Below are 22,240 nucleotides of genomic sequence, written 5' to 3'. Positions count from 1 at the left end.
TTTGTATTTTTAACCCTATGCAGAAAGATTTACCTGAGGTGGAGCGGTTGATTGCGGATCTTCGAGATGAAAGAATAGTAGAAAATTTAACTTTTGAAGAGCATATTATTCGTATCCGTACCTCAAAATTTCTTTTGCTAATTTATCTACCGCATTCTTCTCGTCTGAATATAGAAGAGGAGTTAAAAACAATTCATCTGGATATAGATGTATTAATTCATTCTTATCAAAAGGTCTTAAAACGACTGAAAGGTATGATAGGGAAAGGAAAACGTCTATATGCACGTAAAACAGTGGTAGCTCGTATAGATAAAAAGGTGACGTTGGATTTTTTGGAAGAAAATCATATAAATGGTCCGATGGCTGGCAAATATCGTTATGGATTATTTTATAAAGGAGAATTGGTAAGTGTTGCGGTATTTAGTGGTGGAAGGATTTTGCATGAAATTAGTGAAGACTACCGCTCATTTGAACTGGTTCGATTTTGCCATAAAACGGATTATTTGATAACTGGAGGTATTTCAAAGTTGATCAAGGCATTTATCAAGGATTTCAAACCCAATGATATTATGACGTACGCAGATCGTGATTGGAGCCAACAATCTTCTTTAGAAACTATTGGTTTTCAGGTCGTGAATAATACGGATAGACAAACGTTTAAGGTAAAGGATGGCAAAAGATTGAATTATGCAGCAGACGAAGAAAATTATGATTATATTATAAAAAATAGCGGCAGTATAAAATTGAAGCTTTATCTCTGATAAGTTTTTGTTAAATTAGAAAAGTCAATATAAACTAAATATATAATGAAGAGAAAACTACGCATGGGTATGGTGGGTGGAGGAAATGACGCCTTCATCGGAGCAGTACACCGTATAGCAGCATTCATGGACGGCAAAATTGAGTTGGTTTGTGGTGCATTTAGTGTTAATCAAGAAATTTCTATTCAATCTGGTCGCGATTTATTTGTGGCTGATGACAGGGTATATCCTGACTATCAAACTATGATTGAAAAAGAAGCGCAACTTCCTGAAGGCGAACGTATGGATTTCTTGACTATCGTTACACCTAATTTTTTACATTATGATCCTGCCAAATTAGCTTTAGAAGCGGGTTTTGATGTGGTTGTAGAAAAGCCAATTACAGTTTCACTGGAAGAAGCGAAATCTTTACAAGAGATTGTAGAACGCACTGGTCGTACTTTGTGTTTGACTCATACGTATTCAGGTTATCCGATGGTAAAACAAGCAAAAGCGATGGTTGCTGCGGGTCATTTTGGTAAGATTCGTAAGGTAGTAGTTGAATATCCGCAAGGATGGCTAAGCCGATTATCAGAGCGTGAAGGTAATGCTGGTGCTGCATGGCGTACAGATCCAAAGCGTTCGGGTAAATCTCTTGCTATGGGAGATATTGGTGTGCATGCCGCGCATTTGGCAGAATACGTTACAGGATTGCGTATTCAAGAGGTGTGTGCTGACTTAACTTCATTTGTAGAAGGACGTGTGTTGGATGATGATGGTAATGTGTTATTACGTTTCAATGACGGCGCAAAGGGAGTTTTGATGGCTTCGCAAATCTGTGCCGGTGAAGAAAATGCAGTGCGTATACGTATTTATGGAGAAAAAGGTGGTTTGGAGTGGGCAAATGAAGATCCAAATAATTTAATTGTTAAGATGCTGGATATTCCACGTCAAATTTATCGTACGGGAAATAATTATGCAGATCCGTATACTTTAAGTTCATTTGCAACGCATAATACGCGTATTCCTGCAGGTCACCCTGAAGGATTATTAGAGTCTTTTGGAAATATTTACCGAAATTTTGCGTTAACAGTTTCAGCCAAAAATGAAGGTAAAACACCGACTCCTGAACAATTAGATTTCCCTACAGTAGCTGATGGGGTAAGAGGTATGGCATTTATTGATACTGTAGTAAAAAGCAACGAAAGTAACGAAAAATGGACTAAATTTGTGGTGTGATAAACACTTCAAAAATTATAACAGATCTTCAGGAAGATGCTCAACTTCTTCCTGAAGATTTATTAATAATTCTTGGCCCAACTGCCAGCGGTAAGACCAAACTTGCTGTAGAAATTGCAAAACATATTAATGCCGAAATTATTTCCGCAGATTCACGTCAAGTTTATCGGCATATGGATATAGGTACGGGCAAGGATTTGGCCGAATACCAAGATATTCAATATCACTTAATAAATATTCTTAAGCCTGGAGAAAAATATAATGTCGATTTGTTTTTGAAAGATTTTGAAGATAGTTATTACGATATTATTCAACGCGGCAAATGTGTGATAGTCTGTGGTGGTACAGGTTTTTATATTCAAAGCCTTTTACAAACTAAACGTTACACACAAATTCCCAATGATTTGCAATTGCGTAGTGAATTAGAATCACTTAATAAGGAAGAACTTCAAATTCTATTAAAAGAAGAGTCCATCCCATCTAATTTTCAAATTGATTTTTCTTCCCGAAAACGAATGATTAGAGCTGTTGAAATATGTAGATTTCTAGTAGCAAATCCAGAATATGATTTTAGTACTGGGAAATTACACCGTTATAAAATTATAGGTTTAAACCCCTCTGTCGAAACTCGCCGAGATCGAATTAGTAAGCGTCTGCTACAGCGTTTGGATGAAGGTATGATCGCTGAGGTTAAAGATCTTTTGGAGCGTGGAATAACGCATGATGAACTCGAATATTACGGTTTGGAATACAAGTATATCTCATATTACCTCAAAGGAAAGATTCCTTACGATAATTTTGTGAAAAAATTAGAAACCGAAATCCATCGCTATGCGAAGAGACAGATGACTTATTTTCGAAAGATGGAAAAAGACGGCATTGTTATCGATTGGCTTATAGCATAGTAGGATAATATTTTCCTCTGGTATTTTGCATAACTATAAAATTGATGTTACCTACTGAATAATCGTATTATTACTAAAATTTAGTAGTTTGATAAAATAATTCCTTTCATGAATCGTTATATTATGGATATGCTTCAATAAAAGCATCATTTGTAAAAATTTTATAAAACGGAGCGTAAAACCCACAGGTCTTTAGCCTGTTGGATGTAAGCGACTCACCCTGATTGAGAATATACTCACGAATAGTATCAGGAGATGCTTCACCTATTGAACAAACAAAATAACCATCATACCAGAAAGTATGTTCTTTCCAAAAATGTTTAAATAAGAATGACCTGTGTGGTGAACGGGAAATGTAATAAGTAGATTCTTGTTTTAACTTGCGAACAATAGAAGTAATTGAAACACGGGGGATATAACGAATAAGAAAATGGATGTGTTCTAAATCAGATTCAAACACTTCAATTTGAAAATCTGAATTAGAAGTAATGTTTAAGAGAGAACGCATATCATCTTTTAACTGACCTACAAGTAACTTTTTACGATACTTGCAAACGAAGATTAAATGACACTTTAAGTAGTGTTTTGAACGATTTGTGCTGATGTAATTACATTTTTTAGACATATTAGCGAAGTTTTTTGTGAATGTTTCTCAATGAAAATGGAGATATTTACAAAAAACGCATCGGACTGCATAAATAAAATGTTTTTTTGCATAAAATAAAACTATTTAATAGTAGAATGAAGATAATTTTTCGGACATATCAATTTGAATTGCAGCCAACACAAGAGCAAAAAGTGTTGTTGGATAAGCATTTTGGATGTATCCGTTACGTTTACAACTACTTTTTAAATGAAAAGAAAGAGCAATATCAAGCAAATAAAAAGTCTGATAATTACTATAAACAGGCAGCTACCTTAACTGCACTAAAAAAGAAAGAGGAAACTGCTTGGCTGAAAGAAGTGAATAGTCAATCATTACAATTTGTTTTAAGATGTTTAGATACTGCTTACGTGAATTTTTTTAGAGGTAATGCTAAGTTTCCACGATTTAAGTCAAGGAAAAAGAAAAACTCATTCACAGTTCCACAGTTCGCAAAACTTGAAGGTGGTAGATTTTTTGCACCAAAATTCAAAGAAGGTATTAAAGTTAATGTTCATCGTGAAGTTAAAGGCGAAATTAGTAAATGTACTTTGAGTAAAACACCAACAGGAAAATATTTTGTATCAATACTATCAGAAGAAGAATATCAAGTAAAAGAAAAGACTGGTGCTTTTTGTGGAATAGATTTAGGTTTAAAAGACTTTGCTATTACTTCTGATGGTGTCAAATTCAAGAACAACAAATACACAAAACAATATGAAAAAGAATTAGCGAAAGCACAAAAACATCTTTCTCGTAAGACAAAAGGCAGTAATTCGTTTGAAAGACAAAGACGAAAAACAGCAAGACTTCACCAGAAGATAACCAACTCACGAATGGATAACTTACATAAGGTATCGCACCAATTAGTTTCTAACTACGATATAATTGCATTAGAAGATTTGAATGTGAAAGGTATGGTGAAAAACCATAAACTTTCAAAACATATTTCTGATGCAAGTTGGGGAACTTTCGTTAGGTTGCTTGAATACAAGGCTGATTGGAACGATAAACAGATTGTAAAAATCAATCGCTTCTATCCATCAAGTAAAACCTGCTGTGAGTGCGGTTGGATAAATCAAGACTTAAATCTTTCAATAAGAGAATGGACTTGCAAAAATGGACACGTTTTAGACCGTGATTTAAACGCTGCAAAAAACATTCTGAAAGAAGGATTAAAAATAATATCGTCAGGAACTGGCGATTACACGGGCGGAGACTCAAATAAGACTTTGGCAACAAAGCACAAGTCTGTGAAGCCCGAAGCCCATTTGTCTTTAGCAAATGGGTAGTTCACCACATCAACGATTCAAATCACATAGATCAACCGTTACGAGATAAAGTAGTTACTTACTTAAGTAATAATTCTTCTTATTATACAACGTATAGTAATGTTATTATTCAAAAAGACATAGCTGCACAAAAAGTTTTAGCGGATTTTACAGGGCATATAGTTCTCAAGTTCACTACCACAGCAATTAATGAATTCTAGTTGATTCATAAAGAGAGTAAAGAGGTGGATAAGGTGGTAACTATATCATCAACCTTTGATGCATTTACTTATAAAGTGCCTTTAGTGGAATAAAACTGGAAAATTTTAGAAGAAACAAAAGAAATTGGTGGTTACACCTGTCAGAAAGCCATAACACAATTCAAAGGAAGAACGTATGAAGCTTGGTTTACAACAGAGTTACCATTTCCTTTCGGACCTTGGAAACTTCATGGCTTACCAGGACTTATATTAGAAGCATATGATGATAAAAGAGAAGTAAAATTCGAATATCATGGTTTTGAAAAACTTGATGATGATTCTCGGGTAGAAATTCCATTTTACGTGATAAAGTCTAATCCATCTGAAATTGAGAAGATAAGAAAAGCCTTTAATGAAGATCAAGGCACCTATTTTCAATCCTTACAAAATTCTGGAAGAATGGAGATCGGTAATGATTTAATGGGAATTGATTATTCAAAGCATCATTTCGATTTAAGGACCGATGACGATTATAAGCCTTCTTTTGAAACTAATAACCCCAAAGAATTGAAAGGAAGAAAAAATTTGCGTTAGTTACTAAAAAACCGTAGTATTACTAAAAAATCGTAAATTAATATATTATGAGACTTTCAATTCTATCGTTTTTATTGGTGTTTTGCTTACAATCAATAGCACAAGAAACACCTATCGCAAAAATCTATTATGTTTTTAAACATATGAATGATACCGCGCAGCGTGATAAATTCTTGCGTGATAATGTTGGTACATATTTAGGTGTAAAGACTAGTCTTTATACGAGTGTATCTAGTGACAAAGTCAATGAAAAGCTAAAGGAGCAAATGAGTAACCCTTCTTTTGACGGAAATATCGTCCTTAGTAAAAACACATCAACGATAAAATCATCTTATGTGTTAGATTTAGCTAAAAATGAATTGCAGGAAGTATATCGTGTAGCATCAGATGAATATCTTTTAAAAGAAAACTTTCCAGTATTGGACTGGGAGATTTTTGAAGACTCAAAAGTAATAGGCGGATACACTTGTCAGAAAGCTACAACAAAGTTTAAAGGAAGAACTTATGAAGCTTGGTTTACAACGGAGATACCTATGCCTTTTGGACCATGGAAATTGCATGGATTGCCTGGATTAATATTATCAGCAGCAGATACGAAACAAGAAGTTATGTTTGAATTCGATGGTTTTGAAAAAATCGAAGGCGATACTCCTTTAAAAATTCAACCTTCTGAAAAAGCGATTTCTGCGACAAAGGAGGAAGTAGAAAAGTTGGATAAAGCATTTAGAAATAATCCATCTGCATACATTGAGTCCAGACAAGCGAATAATAGTAAAATGATTTCATCAGGTAATGGTGTGGTTGTGAAGTCTTCATCTAGCGGAAGTGCGGCTGGAGGAGTTATGGATCCATCTCGGATTAAATCTATTTCAATCAATAATGAAGAGAACTATAAGCCTTCACAGATTACTAATAATCCTATAGAACTGATTCCTTAGTTTGTATGCGTCAAATACTGTTATTACTCTTCTTTTGCACATTCGTATGCATACACGGCATCGCGCAAGTTACTGAGATTTCAGGCAAAGTTATTGACTACGAAACCAAAAAAAGCTTACAAGCAATTACAGTTTTATTGAAAAGTTATGAAAACAAAATAATTACTTTTAAGTCAACGAATAAAGAAGGAGAGTTTGTACTTCAAACTTCTAAACAAATAGAAGGAATCTACCTTGAGATTAATCACTTAGGTTATAAAAAGAAGCGACATGACCTTATCAATAAAGGGCAAACACAGATTATTGAACTTGAAGAGAGTACAATTTTATTAGAAGATGTAGAAGTAAAAAGCAAGCCAAGGATACAGCAAGTTGGAGACACTCTAGCTTATAATGTGTCTTCATTTGCGCAAGATGAAGATCGATCTATAGGCGACGTGCTAAAGCGAATGCCAGGAATTGAAGTGTCTGAGTCTGGACAAATAAAATATCAAGGTAAGGCTATATCAAATTTTTATTTGGATGGGGATGATCTGTTGAAGGACAAATATCGAATAGGCACAAAGACTATAGGACACAAACTAATTCAAGATGTGGAGATGATTAGCAATCATGAGCATATGAAAGTACTAAAAAATAGAAGGTACAGCGATGATGTTGCATTGAATTTGGTGACTAAAGATGAAGCCAAAATTTCTGTGTCTGGGCAAGCGAAGATTGGTATAGGACTTCCAAAGCAATATGACATGGAATTGAATAGTGTGATGTTCAATAAGAAATATAAAGGTCTAAATGTATTACAAGGAAATAATATTGGAAATGAGCTGAAGGGAGATTTAATTGGGTTTAATTCATCTTCGCTATTATCGCGATTAGGACGAACACCAATTAATAACCTATTGGATTTAGGCACGGTAGGAAATCCACCGATCCAAAGAGCGCATTATTTAATGAATAATTCAGTAGGATTTAACGCGAACAATCTTTACAAATTCAAGAAAGATTGGACGTTGACAATTAACATACAGGGGGTATTGGATAAAAGTTCGAAGGAATTTTTTGGAAAAACAACCTATTTTACAGAGGGTGGAGATATAAGTTTTGACGAGAAACAACATGCTTTGGAAAAAGAATGGGTGGGTTCATTCAACGCTAGCTTCGCTAAAAATATTGAGAAGTATTATTTCAATAATGAATTTGCGTGGGAAATTGAAAACGCACATGCTAATGCTTCTATATTTTCAAATAACTCATCATTCGAACTTAACCGCGATTATTTAATAAAAGGATTTAAGAATAAATTGGATTATGTACCCGCATTGAAAAATGGCGATATCATTCAATTTGGCTGGTATTTTAATTACGGTTCTAAACCACAAATATTAGGTATTACGCCAGGAGTATATGTTGACTTATTGAATGAGGATTCTCCTTATGATAAGATTAATCAGCACGTAGAAGTTCCTTCTTGGTTGACAAATATGAGTGTTGGCTATAGGCTTCCAAAAGGTAGAATTTCGCAGTATTATAGTGTAAATATTACCGCGGACAAGCAAAATTTAAATTCCGATATTTCCCTAGAAGATGGCAATAGTCTAATACCATTAACTGCAATATCTACGCAAAATGATATGGAGTGGTCGCGGTCTTCTGTAGCTGCACTAGCGACGTATGATTATAAACATCGAAAATTGTCGTCTCAACTTGTTTTGCCATTAGCATTTCAACATACATCGTACAATGATCCGCTGTTTCAGCTCAAAGAAAATTTGAATAAGATAATGTTTGAGCCAGCTTTTTCAAGTAGATACAATTTTGATGCACAAAATGAACTATCATTTAATTTTCAGCGAGGCAATACTTTTGGCAATATAGAGAATGTTTATCGTGGATATATCGTACGAAATTACCGGATGATTGCAAACAATACCGCAGGAATTAATGAATCTATACACAACAATTTTACTTTGAATTATAAATCCGGTAAAGCGGTGAAGCTTCTTTTCTACAATCTGGGATTGAATTATAATAAATCAGTTTCTTCAACGATGATTTCGAATAGGATTGATGTAGACAACTCGCAGATTGTGCTAATAGAACAAGAGAATGCGATAAATAGTTATGGTGTAAATGCGGGTTTTGATAAATATATTTTCAAATGGGCAACATCATTAAAAATAGGATCCTCTGTAAACTGGACTGATTACAATCAAATATTCAATGACGAGTTGTTGCCATTTTTAAATACAACTTATTCTTTAAGTCCAAAAATTGAAACTAGACTATGGAAGAAGTTAAATCTTTCCTACAGTGGAAATATGAATTGGACGAAGACAGAACAAATGCATTCAGATATGGATCTAGATCAAAAAACATTTGGCATTTCTCAAAATCTGAGTTTTCCGTTGACTTTATACAAGAAATTTCATATCCAGGTTAGTGGTCGACATTTATATAGCCATCAACAAGCATTACAAGATATAAATTACTTTTTCATGGACTCCTTTATGCGTTACGCGCATAAGAAATGGAAAACAGATTTTGAGCTTCGTATATCCAATATTGGAAATAACAAGAGATTCAATACTTATAACATCAATGCTAATATGCAATCTCAAAACAGCTATGAACTACGTGGTAGAATGGCCGTTTTAAAAGCAGTATTTAATTTTTCAAAAACAAGCAAGTAAATATTTGATTTAATATAGCCGAACAAATTGTATAGATTATATGTTGTAAATTAAATATCACTAATCTAAGATCTTTATGAAAAATAATCTAATTGCAGTATTACTATGCTTACTTTGTGTTAGCAATTCCTTTAGCCAAGAACTAAAAGAAGTAATTTACAAGGATAACACACAAATACTTAAAGGTTTGGTTATTACCTCGACCAAAGGTAATTTGCAGCCCGGTGTTCTTATTTTGCCAGCATGGAAGGGAATTGATCAAGAGGCCAAAGACGCTGCGGTAGAATTGCATAAAATTGGCTACAATGTTTTTATTGCTGATATCTATGGCGAGGGAAATGTGCCGCAAGACAACGCTGCAGCAGGTAAACTAGCTGGGATGTATAAGTCAGATTACAAAGCTTACCAACATCGTATTAAATTAGCATTACAAACATTTATTGAGAAAGGGGTTGATCCTGAAAAAATTGCTGTAATCGGATATTGTTTTGGAGGGACAGGAGCACTAGAGGTAGCGAGAGCAAATTTTGATGTCCTAGGTGCTGTGAGTATTCATGGAGGTTTGTCGAAAGGATCAGATAGAATAAATGGTACAATTAAGACGAGGGTGTTGGTTCAGCATCCAGCTGAAGACAAATCTGTTAGTAAGGCTGATTACGACAATCTAGAAAAAGAATTAAAAGAGGGGAAAGCAGATTACCAAATCATAACTTACGCAAATAGCGGTCATACTTTTACAAATCCTGCATCAAATGATTATAACCCTACAATGGCAAAACGCGCTTGGAATCATTTAATATTGTTTTTGGATGAGGTCTTAAAATAAAAAAGCGACTCTTTTGTAGTCGCTTTTCGTAGCCCGTAGGGGAATAACACCTGCCGAACATCAATCTCTTTATCAGTGATTTACAAACCTTATTTTTTCAGACATACTGAATATCTCACTTGTTTGATATACATTTTAGCCGCAATTGCTATTTGATAAATTTAGTGATTTTTCTTAATATTATCTAATTGTAATATTTGTTTTTGAGTAAATAATTGGAGAAAGTAAGGTTTGTGTTACATGATTGAGGAATTTATATACTCATGAGTATTATACGGTGTTGACTGTAATTTTAAGCTTGTCTCTCAGTGAATGACTTCTTCCAACATGCTCTTCCATAATATGAAACCTTTCTCTGGTTCTGTATAGTCATGTAGTATTCGACTAAAATTTGAAGGAATGTATTCATCTAAAAACACTTGTCTGCCTTTTTCTCGAATAACCTGAAGGTCTTTGTTAATGATTTCGATTGCTTCTATTAATGAAGATCTGTTTTTATCTGTATGCCAGATGTATGTTGCTTCTTCTGTATCTAGTGTTTCTAGAATGATGTGATATTGTCTATTCCCTGAAAAAAGGAATACAAAAGCAAACGGACTAAGCACAAAGCGAATTTTCATAATATCAGTTCTATGCTGGTCGGCTAAAAAACGAATTTGATCGGAATGTTTGTATTGTCGTTGCTTAAGAATATCGGATATCATATCCTTTGCATTTTTATATATATTATGTCCTTCCTGTAATTGCTCTGCGGTTAGTATATCTTTCTTTTGAAAAGGGCTTCTCCCTAATAAACCTTTATTGAGAAATTGGAATTTTACCCCTTCTACTATCTCTTTATTGATATGTTCGATATCTTTAGAAGTAGCTATTTGTGCTACTAGTTTTCCGTACTCAAATTCTGCTTTAATTTCGACAGTTATATTTTTTGACTTTAAGTTTTTGCTGAAATATGCTTTTAATACATCAAATTCAGGTCGCATTTCTTTGTTTTCAATCTGAAACTCTAACATACTGTGCATCTCATCAACTTTATAGGTAAATGTCACATGACCATAATGAAAAGAAAGATTGTCAATTGGTATTTTGACTGATTTTTCTAATATAAATAGGTCTGCTGTATTGGGTTGGTAATCTAAGGTTGGTTCATCAAACAATGTCACTTGTTTATCTATTTGACGATAATATGTGTTTCGTTTCAAAAACTGTTTATTAAGATAGTCAATCTGCAAGTCCCGATAGTCGTATATCGTTGGGTTGATTTCGGACCTTTGTACCCTGCCGATGTACTGTATTAATTTCCCTTTAAATGAAAATGGATAAGCTAAAAAAAGTGTGTTAATATGCTTAATGTCGGAGCCTTCACCGAAGTATTGTCCTGTAGTAATTAACACTTGAAAATTCCCTTCTGAAAGTGTTTTCCACTTTGCTTTCTTATTACTGTCTGTATCGTCGCCACTGAGTGTTATGGTTTCATAATTAGATTTTAGAAGCAGGTTTAATGTTTCGATATGTTCTTTTCGCTCCGTAATTATTACAGCTTTCTTTCCTTGATTTAGTTCCTTAGCTACATCATCCCTTATGATATTGTTTCTGGCTGTATCATGGATTAGTATTTGAGAAAGAACCTCAAAATTGTCTGTTTTCGAATTGTATGGTACATTAAGCGTTGTGTTTCTAATAATTATTGTTGCTTTTTTATAGTCTTCAATTTCTTCAGATTTGATTTCGGTTATAATGTCACCGAGATATGTAAAAATTAGCTTATCATCGTTATGCTTCCTGAATGGTGTTGCTGTAAGTCCATAACAATACTTGCTTTGTAGAGCATTAATGGTATTACGGTATGATTCTGCAGGAACGTGATGACATTCATCGATGAGAATTGTTCCAAACTTATCATGTAAAGTGTCGATATATTTAGGGAGACTCTGGATAGTAGCTATTGTAATATGATTGCCAATTTTAGCTTTTCCTTTACCAATGATACCTATGTCTTTTTTAGGAATGACTAAAAATCCCTCAATACGTTCTATCCATTGATCTAAAAGTTGCTTACGATGTACAAGGATAAGAGCTGGCTGTTGTTTGTCTGCAATAATTTTTAATCCAATAACGGTTTTTCCTGCACCAGGTGGCGCGACAATTATTCCAAAGTCTTTTTTTGCAACAGCCTCTACTGTGTTATTTTGATGATTTCTTAATGTCGCTTGAAAAACAAAAGGGATAACAGGAAGTGCTTTTCTTTCATCCACAAATTCATGCTCTAATTTTATATCTCTACAGAACCTCAAAAGTCTCCCAATAAATCCTCTAGGGATGTGAAGTTCATTTTTCTTCTCTTCTATTAAATTATAGAACCTAGGTGTTTCAAACGTGCTTCTACCGGCTTTTTTCTTTATGATAAAAGCAGAATTTGCAAAGTTCAGGTTTTCTTTTAGAAAATTGATCAGAGTAAATGGGATGGAGAAACGATTTAACCGAATTGTGTTATTTAGAGTTATTTTAAGTTTTTTATCAATATAAGAGCTAGGGTTATTCTCGTCGCTATCAATTTCATTATCTAGTCGGTCCAGTAATTCCAAATTGACCTTGTTGATGTTTTTCAGGTAGGTGACTTGGTCAGGAAATGCTTCTAATGTTTCAGAATCGATAAAGCAACTATTACCTTTTATTAGCGCTGGTAAATATAAAGGTAGTGCGATTAAATTCCCTAGTCCTTCACCTGAATGATAATCTTGGCTTGGAAACATTCTGTCAAAACTAGAACTCTTATCAAACATAGAGAAAGCTCCACAATTTTCTAAGATACGAAGGAATATCCTACGACTTTTAATGGCGGGATATGGCTGATCAAAGAATATCCACACATGTGCTCCATTGCCTGAACGAGAACGTTCAAGATAAGCGGGAATATTTTTATTAGTGCAAGCTTCCAAATACTTTGCAGCTTGTTCTTGCCAGTCTGATTTGTCAAAGTCAGCTACGATGAACCAAGAAGTATTATCCTGTAGCAATGGATAAATGCCAATCTGCTGATCTCCTCTTAAGTGTTTATCAATCTCTATCTCCGATAATGGCAAGTATGTCTTGTGTTGATAGCTTTTAAATGTACCTCCATTTGCTTTATGCAACCTATAATGATACGGGTCGTAACTATAGGCGGGCATATAGGCAGATTTACCAGCCTTTTCCCAACGAGTAGCAAACACATCTTCGCGACCTTTAAAGAGCCTAAGAATAAGTTTTATGTCATTTGGTGTGTAATTCATTACGCATTATGCAATTCTGGGTTAAGATATAAAATTGAGTGCCATTGTTATTAACTTTTGTAGAAATTAATGATGTTCCAATTTGATTTAGGATATCAATTCTTTGCTTGTTTTTTATCTATTTCGTTTCATATCTTTACCAATCGCGGAACGATAAGACCTAATAATTGGGTCTTATCGTTCCTCAATTGGTAATATGGCAGACAGCGTTTATATATCGGAACACTTAACTAAACCACAGCTTGAATTCTTAAAGTTGTTGGATGATTATGAAATACAGATTTTTAAATTCACTGAAATAGAACAGCTTTTGGATCAAACATTTGATAACTTAAGTGAGATATTGGAAAATCTGGTTGATAAGGAACTCCTCTCTCGGATAGAAAAAGGAAAGTTTTGTCGACAAAATTTCAGGGACGAATACGTGATAGGCACCTTCGTTACGGAAAACAGTGCTGTCGCGTACTGGTCTGCATTGAATCTGCATGGATTGACAGAACAGTTTTCGAATACGGTTTTTATTCAGACAACCCACAAAAAACTGGATAAAACTATATTAGGCACGTCGTATAAATTTGTAAGAATTGCTTCGTATAAAAAAGCAGGTATTACTTACAATGGGTATGGAAGTCTTAAATATGCTATTACTGATGTGGAAAAAACGATTGTTGATTGTTTTGACCTGCCTCAATATTCGGGAGGATACGCAGAGTTGATCCGAGCGGTTGGCCAAGCGGAAATGGAGGCTCATAAATTAATTAAATATAGTCAGCAGTTGAACAATATAGCTGTCACTAAGCGATTAGGATATCTAATTGAATTGCTCCGTATAGAAGGTTTAGAAACTTTTATTGACTATGCAAAAAGCCAAGTAAATAACAAATATAATTTGTTTGATCCCCAGGGGTTGGAAGAGGGTGAGTTTGTCGCGGAATGGCGGTTGCGATTGAATATCAGTCGTGGAGAATTGTTAGATATCTCTAATAAACAATATTGATGATACTGAAAAAGGAAGTCGATAAAAAAGAGCTGGAACACGACGTTTCTAGAAGTACAATTGATAAAGATTGGGTATTAGGTCATTTTATAGATGCTATATTTTCAAACAAGATTTGTCGAGATTCTTTAATTTTTAAGGGAGGAACTTGCTTGCGCAAGTGTTATTTCCCAGATTACCGTTTTTCAGAGGACTTGGATTTTACTTCTATAAATACGGAGTTTAAGTTGGCTAAGCAGTTGATGCAAGAAATAATAACTTCTGTTCAGCAAAGGACAGAGATGCCTCTTCATTTAGATAAGTTAACTGAGCTACGTCATAAAGATATGTTGACGGGATATGCGGCGATTGTAAAGTTTTGGGGAGCGGACCATGCTAAAGACCAAGCTTCCCCTACTCCTGCTAGGTGGACGACTTCTATTAAAATAGAAATCATTCTCTATGAGCAAATGCTATTTAGACCTATTGGCAAGCCAGTCTATCATGATTATTCGGACGAGCTTTCCTCTGCTGTATCGGCTATCTCATGTTATGACATACGTGAGGTATTGTCTGAAAAGCTGAGTGCATTAATTCAACGTTCTTACACCGCTCCTCGGGATTACTATGATATATGGTGTCTATCCAAATACGGAGGAGATATTGATTGGTCTGAAATAAAAACGGCCTTTTTGAAAAAAATGGAATTTAAAGGACTCGAATATTGTGGTGTAGAACAATTTCTTAATGCTAAGAGTGAGAGTACTGTGAAAAAAGCTTGGAAAACTAGCCTCGGGCATCAGATTTCACCTAAGAAATTACCGACTTTTGACACCGTAAAAACAGATCTAGAAATATTGTTTAATCAAATCTTCTAACTTTTAGAATGGCATTTAACGAAAATTCACGTGTAAAGATTCCAGCGCTATTACATTTAAAGCGTTTGGGGCATACGTATATTACTTTACGAGAGTAAATTAGATGATCGGATAGTAATATCTTTGAATCTATATTTTTAGATAGAATACAACGAACAATCCTGATGTAGCTTTAGAAGATCAGGAAAACTTTTTGCTGAAGGATAACAATCTGTTAGTTATAAAGCATAGTCCAGAAAACAAGATGAATAAGAAACCTCACAGTCCTACGCATAAGATATTTACGTCGTTGTTCAGTAGAGAAGGTTTAGGTTTTATTCTACGATATGATATAGCTTATGTGCGTGAGGAAAGTACTAAAAACATATTTGCGTTATCCGCAAGTGTTTGCTAATATGGCAATAACTGCAAATCTAGACGAAGGTAGAAGGAAAGGCATTATCTGGTATACACTGGGAGCGGGAAAAATAGCATTGGCATATTACAATGTCAAGTATTTGACTGACTACCATCAGAAAAAGCAGATAATACCCAGTTTTATTTTATTGATGACCGATTGGATCTCTTAATTCAATCCTCTAATGAATTTGCAAAACGAGGATTGAAAGTCAATGGATTATATTCACGACAGGATTTTGTTGCTGACCTAAAGATAGTAAGTTATAGTAAATAATGAAAAAAAAAAAGCCTGCCATCATTTGATTTGCAAGCTTTTGTATGTTTTGATCTGAAGATCTGTAGCCCGTAGGGGAATCGAACCCCTGTTTCCAGAATGAAAATCTGGCGTCCTAACCCCTAGACGAACGGGCCTTATCGGATTTGATGATGCAAATATAAGGGCATAATATGCATCATCAAAATATTTTCAGCTACTTTTTCATAAGCTGCTGATTTTGAAATTAATATTTTTAAATCAAGTCAAACCCTATGTCTGTGCGGAAGTATTTTCCTTGGAAAAATATGCGTCCAGCATCTGCGGTAGCTTGTTGAAGAGCCGAAAATAAATCATCTTGCATCGTAGTAACTGCGATTACGCGACCGCCAGCAGTTAATACTTCACCATTTTCTTCTTTTGTACCAGCATGAAAAACAATAGATTCTTTTACATTTTCAATGTTTGAAATCACTTTACCTGATTCGTAATCTCCAGGATAGCCACCAGATACAAGCATAACTGTTACAGCAGTTTTTGGACTCACTGTATACGATCTATTTGCTAAATCGCCAGTAGCAACTCCTTCTAAGAGATCAACTAAATCTGATTCAATACGAGGTAATACGGATTCTGTTTCTGGGTCACCCATGCGCACATTGTATTCGATAACAAACGGTTCGCCATCTATATTCATTAAACCAATAAAAATAAACCCTTTATATGGGATGTTGTCCTTTTTCAAACCTTCAACCGTTGGTTTGATGATACGCTCTTCTACTTTGGATAAGAATTCCTCATTTGCAAATGGAACTGGGGAGATCGAGCCCATACCACCCGTATTTAAGCCTGTGTCACCTTCGCCAATACGTTTGTAATCTTTAGCTGAAGGAAGAACTTTATATGAATCGCCGTCAGTAAGCACGAAAACTGATAATTCAATACCTTTCAAGAATTCTTCAATTACAACAACACTACTTGCTGCACCAAATTTTGCGTCAGCAATCATTGCCTTCAATTCTGCTTTGGCATCCTCTAATGTTTCGCAAATCAAAACACCTTTACCAGCAGCTAAACCATCAGCTTTAAGTACGATTGGAAGTTTTTGTGTTTCTAAATATGCTAGACCTTCTTCCAAATTTGATTGATTGAAAGATTTGTAGGCTGCGGTAGGAATATTGTGTCTAAACATAAATTCTTTAGAAAAATCTTTAGATCCTTCTAGCTGTGCACCCAATTGTTGAGGGCCTATAATAGCAATATGTTTGATATCTTCTCTACCTAAAAAATAGTCATGAATACCCTTAACCAAAGGCTCTTCTGGGCCGACAAGAATGATTTCAATATTGTTTTGCAAAGCAAATGATGCAATGCCTTCAAAATCTGTAACTTTTAGGTCTACATTTTTTCCGTATTGTTCAGTTCCTGCGTTTCCAGGAGCAATATAAAGATTAGTTAATTTAGGGCTTTGCGCTATTTTATAAGCAAAGGCAGATTCACGACCGCCCGATCCAACGATTAAGATGTTCATACTACAAATATACAATCTCACAGGATAATCTTAAATTTTAAACTCTGTTTAACCTAATTTTTCGAAAAAATAAAATATCTTTAGAATTCTAATTATAAGCTAGATATGAACTGTAAGCTTTTTATAGTATTTTTTCTTTTTCTTTTTTCGTCCGCTCAGGGTCAAGATATTCAACAATTTTTAGAGAAGCTTCAAGACCATAGTCTTAGCAATGCGCAGGAAAAAGTTTACCTACATACTGACAAACCTGTTTATTCCGCAGGTGAAAATATTTTCTTCAAATCGTATTCCACTATTGGTTCTGCTAATTTATTGTCAAGTTTGAGTGGGATTTTGTACGCTGAGTTAATTTCTCCTGCTAACGAAATTGTACAACGTGTGACAATTTCTACTCCGATGGGGATAGGAGTCGGAGACTTTACGCTTTCTGATACCATTACAGAAGGAGTTTACCGTGTTCGTGCTTACACGAATTGGATGAAAAATGCAGGCGAGGATTATTTCTTTGATAAAAAAGTTCCAATATATAATGGAAGATCGGATAATGTAATCACACACACTGTATTCGAAAGTCGTGAGAAAGATGTTTTATATAAAATCGATCTTAGCAGTGTGACAAAGTTGCCGATTGCGAAAAAACGTGTTTCGTATACAATATCTGAAGGCGATAAGATTGTAGAGAAGAAATCACAGACCTCCTCTGAGGAAGGGATTGTAGAAATTTCTGTGAGTAATAAATTTATTAACCCAATTCTAAAACTTCGATTCGAAAATATAGACAAAAATGTAGTTAATAAGATTATAAGAACTGTTGATCCACAGCAATTGCCTATTACTAGTCTTTTTCCCGAAGGCGGAAAATTGGTGAAAGGTAGGGTGAATACAATTGCTGCCAAAAGCATAAATAGCCAAGGTTTAGGTATTCAGTCAAATGTCGTTATAAAACAAGGTACGGACACGCTCGGTATTTTTGAAACGAATATGTTGGGGATGGGAGCAATATCTGTTTTTTTGAATGATAATAGGCCTTTGAAAGCTTACGCCATTTACCCGGATGGCACTAAGGTTACTATCGAAGCGCCTCCAGTTCATGATAGCGGCTTTTCTTTGTCGGTGAATAATTTAAATGAAAATAGGCTTTTTACTCAACTTAATGTTAGTGCTGATTTACAGGACAATTCGGATGTGTATTTTGTCGTGCATCATTTGGGCGAAGTTTTGTTTGTGTCCAAATCAAAATTGAATAAAGAAGAATTGGTGTTTACTGTGGATAAGCAAAAGTTAGCCACGGGGGTGATGACCATTAGCATTTTAAGTAATCAGTTCCAGCCTATTATTGAGCGACCGATATATCATCATCAAGCAAGCTCATTCTTAAAAAACAAGATTTTGTTTAATAAACCTGTTTTTGGCGTACGCGAAAAAGTTCAAGTAGAGATTCAAATAGGAGATGGTGCGGATTCAACAGCTATGGGTGCTTATTCTGCTTCTGTAATTGATTTGAGTAAAGTTAATACCTCACACGCGCAAGAGGCAAATATCCTTTCTTCTCTTTTATTAAGTAATGATATAAAAGGGCATATCGAGAATCCAAATTTTTATTTCAATGAAGATGGCACTGTTAAAACTATCGAATTAGATCATCTTCTGTTAACTCAAGGTTGGAGAAATATTGATTGGAGTGCCGTAGGTTTAGATGTGAAGACAAAATATCAACCGGAGAAGAGTCTGAAAATATCAGGTTATACGAAGAAGATTGGACGAAGTAAGCCGGAGCCGAATGCTAAGGTACAATTGATTTCAACGAAGAACTTTTTAGATTACATAGACACTATATCTAATGAAGAAGGTTATTTTGAATTTGATAATTTACTTTTTCCAGATAGCGTCAAGTTTCTAGTTACAGCGAAGGATGCCGCAAAAGGCAAAAATAATATTGATATTACCGTTAATAAGGATGTACCTTTTGAAATAGGTAATACATACAATTCTCCTGAGATATTATGGGATATTAATAGTAAGTATCTAGAGAATCTCAAATCATCCAAAGAATTTTTTGCAGAATTAGAACGTCTAGGGATTAAAGAAAAAGCTATACAGATAGATGAAGTAGTGGTAACAAGGCAACGCTCAAAGGCACCGGATTATTCCAGTAACCTTAATGGTCCTGGTAATGCGGATCAAATTTTGTCGGCAGAAGATTTGTCTACTTGTCCATCGTTAGAAATATGTCTTGCTGGTCGTTTGGTAGGTGTTTATTTTCAATCGGGTATACCATACAATACACGAGGCAATCAGCCAATGCAGGTTGTTTTGGATGGTATGTATATCGAGGGTGATAATTTAGCAATGGTCAATGTAATGGATATTGAGAGTATTGAAGTGCTCCGTAATGCTAATTATACGACGATTTATGGATCTAATGGAGCAAACGGTTTAATTGTCATAACTTCAAAACGAGGCTCATCAGCATTAAATAATTATGTGCCTCGAGGAATCCTTACTGTGCAACCGCAAGGGTTTCAATTGCAAAAGACATTCTACAAACCCGCATATGATCTTGATGAGGCATTAAAGTATAATATAGATTTGCGTTCTACTATTCATTGGGAGCCTGCTATAGTTACGGATGCTACTGGAAAAGCAACTTTTGATTTCTTCACTTCTGATTCAAAAGGTAAGTATTTGTTGATTTTGGAAGGTATAGATTTGCAAGGGCGGATATTAAGAAAGGAATCTGAGATTGTTGTAGAATAATAAAACAAATTTATCCTTCAATCTTCCAGTGAGTTAACTCAATATCGAGAATTAATTCACGTTAAAGCTTTGAAGTGATGTATAAATGTTCCTATCTTTGCAACACTCCGCAAGGGAGGAGCGGTTCTTCGGAACATGAAATACGAGGTTAGAGACTGTTTAAACTGAGAAATCGGGAAAAACAAAACGAAAAAAAATCTTCAAATAAAATTTGCGGATTAAAATAAAGTTTCTACCTTTGCAGTCCCGACGGAAACGAAGGGAAGACAAAAAAAGCTAAGTACAGCAGTAATGCTCGAAATATAAGAAGAAGCGCGATGCGGATTCGATAGAAGTTCTTTAAGAAAATGATCATGTAGCGTAACGAGTAGTTTGAGAAAGACGAAAGTTATAAAATCAAACCTTAGTCAATAACTAAATAGATATTAAAAAAGACAATTCTATTTATATTATAAATAGTTAGAGTCAACACTTCATTTTACAATGGAGAGTTTGATCCTGGCTCAGGATGAACGCTAGCGGCAGGCCTAATACATGCAAGTCGGACGGGATCTAAGATTAAGCTTGCTTAATTTTAGTGAGAGTGGCGCACGGGTGCGTAACGCGTGAGCAACCTACCCATATCAGGGGGATAGCCCGGTGAAAATCGGATTAACACCGCATGACACAGCAGTTTCGCATGAAACCACTGTTAAATATTTATAGGATATGGATGGGCTCGCGTGACATTAGCTAGTTGGTAAGGTAACGGCTTACCAAGGCAACGATGTCTAGGGGCTCTGAGAGGAGAATCCCCCACACTGGTACTGAGACACGGACCAGACTCCTACGGGAGGCAGCAGTAAGGAATATTGGTCAATGGAGGGAACTCTGAACCAGCCATGCCGCGTGCAGGATGACTGCCCTATGGGTTGTAAACTGCTTTTGTCCAGGAATAAACACCTCTACGTGTAGGGGCTTGAATGTACTGGAAGAATAAGGATCGGCTAACTCCGTGCCAGCAGCCGCGGTAATACGGAGGATCCGAGCGTTATCCGGATTTATTGGGTTTAAAGGGTGCGTAGGCGGCCTATTAAGTCAGGGGTGAAAGACGGCAGCTTAACTGTCGCAGTGCCTTTGATACTGATGGGCTTGAATGTGGTTGAAGATGGCGGAATGAGACAAGTAGCGGTGAAATGCATAGATATGTCTCAGAACTCCGATTGCGAAGGCAGCTGTCTAAGTCATTATTGACGCTGATGCACGAAAGCGTGGGGATCGAACAGGATTAGATACCCTGGTAGTCCACGCCCTAAACGATGATAACTCGATGTTGGCGATATACAGTCAGCGTCTTAGCGAAAGCGTTAAGTTATCCACCTGGGGAGTACGCCCGCAAGGGTGAAACTCAAAGGAATTGACGGGGGCCCGCACAAGCGGAGGAGCATGTGGTTTAATTCGATGATACGCGAGGAACCTTACCCGGGCTTGAAAGTTACTGAATTATCTAGAGATAGATAAGTCCTTCGGGACAGGAAACTAGGTGCTGCATGGCTGTCGTCAGCTCGTGCCGTGAGGTGTTGGGTTAAGTCCCGCAACGAGCGCAACCCCTATGTTTAGTTGCCAGCATGTAGTGGTGGGGACTCTAAACAGACTGCCAGCGTAAGCTGTGAGGAAGGTGGGGACGACGTCAAGTCATCATGGCCCTTACGTCCGGGGCTACACACGTGCTACAATGGATGGTACAGCGGGCAGCTACACAGTAATGTGATGCTAATCTCGAAAAGCCATTCACAGTTCGGATTGAGGTCTGCAACTCGACCTCATGAAGTTGGATTCGCTAGTAATCGCGTATCAGCAATGACGCGGTGAATACGTTCCCGGGCCTTGTACACACCGCCCGTCAAGCCATGAAAGTTGGGGGTGCCTAAAGCATGTAACCGCAAGGAGCGTGTTAGGGTAAAACCGATAATTGGGGCTAAGTCGTAACAAGGTAGCCGTACCGGAAGGTGCGGCTGGAATACCTCCTTTCTAGAGAACAGTTATTGATTCTCGTTACGTTATATACATGATTAAATAAAAAGACAAAAGAGATTTTGAAGAAAGTGCCCATCCCATATGGAATGGTTACCGAGAGAAAGATGAGAAG

14 protein-coding genes, 1 tRNA gene, 1 rRNA gene and 1 pseudogene are annotated in these 22,240 nt (G+C 35.8%); 13 read left to right on the top strand and 4 right to left on the bottom strand.

What is annotated here, in order from left to right:
- The first annotated feature begins 17 nt into the window (after positions 1–17).
- From FLS47_RS05305 to miaA, 3 genes are read left to right on the top strand one after another with little or no spacing between them, the layout of a single operon-like run.
- The gene (locus tag FLS47_RS05305) at positions 18–761 is read left to right on the top strand and encodes a hypothetical protein (RefSeq protein WP_149913341.1); all 744 of its coding nucleotides are present in this window, start codon (positions 18–20) and stop codon (positions 759–761) included.
- Between the two features lie 45 nt (positions 762–806).
- Complete coding sequence (locus FLS47_RS05300) at positions 807–1,979, top strand: Gfo/Idh/MocA family protein (protein ID WP_149913340.1); 1,173 nt, start codon at positions 807–809, stop codon at positions 1,977–1,979.
- Positions 1,976–2,884 (top strand): tRNA (adenosine(37)-N6)-dimethylallyltransferase MiaA, encoded by a 909-nt coding sequence (gene miaA / locus FLS47_RS05295; RefSeq protein WP_149913339.1) that lies wholly within the window; start codon positions 1,976–1,978, stop codon positions 2,882–2,884. The genes FLS47_RS05300 and miaA overlap by 4 nt, the downstream gene beginning before the upstream one ends.
- Before the next feature lie 217 nt (positions 2,885–3,101).
- Here the strand turns inward: miaA and tnpA are convergent.
- Positions 3,102–3,509: pseudogene (gene tnpA / locus FLS47_RS05290) on the bottom strand (IS200/IS605 family transposase); the annotation flags it as partial.
- 116 nt (positions 3,510–3,625) lie between these two features.
- On the opposite strand from tnpA, the gene FLS47_RS05285 reads away from it, so the two are divergent.
- The 5 genes from FLS47_RS05285 to FLS47_RS05265 all read left to right on the top strand — a co-directional run bounded on the left by FLS47_RS05285 (position 3,626) and on the right by FLS47_RS05265 (position 10,046).
- A complete protein-coding gene (locus tag FLS47_RS05285) occupies positions 3,626–4,819 on the top strand; it encodes an RNA-guided endonuclease TnpB family protein (protein ID WP_149913338.1) in 1,194 nt (397 codons plus the stop codon).
- Between the two features lie 302 nt (positions 4,820–5,121).
- Positions 5,122–5,592 carry a GLPGLI family protein gene (locus tag FLS47_RS05280; RefSeq protein WP_149913375.1) on the top strand — a complete coding sequence of 157 codons (471 nt, stop codon included), beginning with the start codon at positions 5,122–5,124 and terminating at the stop codon, positions 5,590–5,592.
- 47 nt (positions 5,593–5,639) lie between these two features.
- On the top strand, positions 5,640–6,530 hold the full coding sequence (locus FLS47_RS05275) for a GLPGLI family protein (protein ID WP_149913337.1): 891 nt from the start codon (positions 5,640–5,642) through the stop codon (positions 6,528–6,530).
- A 5-nt stretch (positions 6,531–6,535) separates the two neighbouring features.
- Entirely contained in the window at positions 6,536–9,220 is a 2,685-nt protein-coding gene (locus FLS47_RS05270; RefSeq protein ID WP_149913336.1) for a carboxypeptidase-like regulatory domain-containing protein, read from the top strand.
- Between the two features lie 76 nt (positions 9,221–9,296).
- Entirely contained in the window at positions 9,297–10,046 is a 750-nt protein-coding gene (locus FLS47_RS05265) for a dienelactone hydrolase family protein (protein ID WP_149913335.1), read from the top strand.
- Positions 10,047–10,351: 305 nt separating this feature from the next.
- Here FLS47_RS05265 and FLS47_RS05260 read toward each other — a convergent pair whose 3' ends face one another.
- On the bottom strand, positions 10,352–13,318 hold the full coding sequence (locus FLS47_RS05260) for a DEAD/DEAH box helicase (RefSeq protein ID WP_149913334.1): 2,967 nt from the start codon (positions 13,316–13,318) through the stop codon (positions 10,352–10,354).
- A 196-nt stretch (positions 13,319–13,514) separates the two neighbouring features.
- Here FLS47_RS05260 and FLS47_RS05255 point away from each other — a divergent pair, with 196 nt between their 5' ends.
- The 3 genes from FLS47_RS05255 (at position 13,515) to FLS47_RS05245 (ending at position 15,741) form a co-directional block, all read left to right on the top strand.
- On the top strand, positions 13,515–14,315 hold the full coding sequence (locus FLS47_RS05255; RefSeq protein WP_149913333.1) for a type IV toxin-antitoxin system AbiEi family antitoxin domain-containing protein: 801 nt from the start codon (positions 13,515–13,517) through the stop codon (positions 14,313–14,315).
- Positions 14,315–15,172, top strand: coding sequence for a nucleotidyl transferase AbiEii/AbiGii toxin family protein (locus tag FLS47_RS05250; RefSeq protein WP_149913332.1), 858 nt, complete (start codon positions 14,315–14,317; stop codon positions 15,170–15,172). Before FLS47_RS05255 ends, FLS47_RS05250 begins: the two co-directional genes overlap by 1 nt.
- A 344-nt stretch (positions 15,173–15,516) precedes the next feature.
- On the top strand, positions 15,517–15,741 hold the full coding sequence (locus FLS47_RS05245; RefSeq protein ID WP_149913331.1) for a hypothetical protein: 225 nt from the start codon (positions 15,517–15,519) through the stop codon (positions 15,739–15,741).
- A gap of 169 nt (positions 15,742–15,910) precedes the next feature.
- On the opposite strand, the gene FLS47_RS05240 is transcribed toward FLS47_RS05245, so the two are convergent.
- Together FLS47_RS05240 and purD are read right to left on the bottom strand one after the other, a co-directional pair.
- A tRNA-Glu gene (locus tag FLS47_RS05240) sits at positions 15,911–15,982 on the bottom strand.
- Positions 15,983–16,080: 98 nt separating this feature from the next.
- A complete protein-coding gene (gene purD, locus FLS47_RS05235; RefSeq protein WP_149913330.1) occupies positions 16,081–17,355 on the bottom strand; it encodes a phosphoribosylamine--glycine ligase in 1,275 nt (424 codons plus the stop codon).
- A 105-nt stretch (positions 17,356–17,460) separates the two neighbouring features.
- Here purD and FLS47_RS05230 point away from each other — a divergent pair, with 105 nt between their 5' ends.
- The gene (locus FLS47_RS05230; RefSeq protein ID WP_149913329.1) at positions 17,461–20,112 is read left to right on the top strand and encodes a TonB-dependent receptor plug domain-containing protein; all 2,652 of its coding nucleotides are present in this window, start codon (positions 17,461–17,463) and stop codon (positions 20,110–20,112) included.
- 480 nt (positions 20,113–20,592) lie between these two features.
- Positions 20,593–22,122 (top strand): 16S ribosomal RNA (locus tag FLS47_RS05225).
- Positions 22,123–22,240 lie beyond the last annotated feature (118 nt).

The sequence above is a fragment of the Sphingobacterium cavernae genome (genome assembly GCF_008520265.1).
Classification (GTDB): Bacteria; Bacteroidota; Bacteroidia; order Sphingobacteriales; family Sphingobacteriaceae; genus Sphingobacterium; species Sphingobacterium cavernae.
The sequence above is the reverse complement of the archived record's forward strand: the minus strand, read 5'-3'. Positions and strand labels throughout refer to the sequence as shown.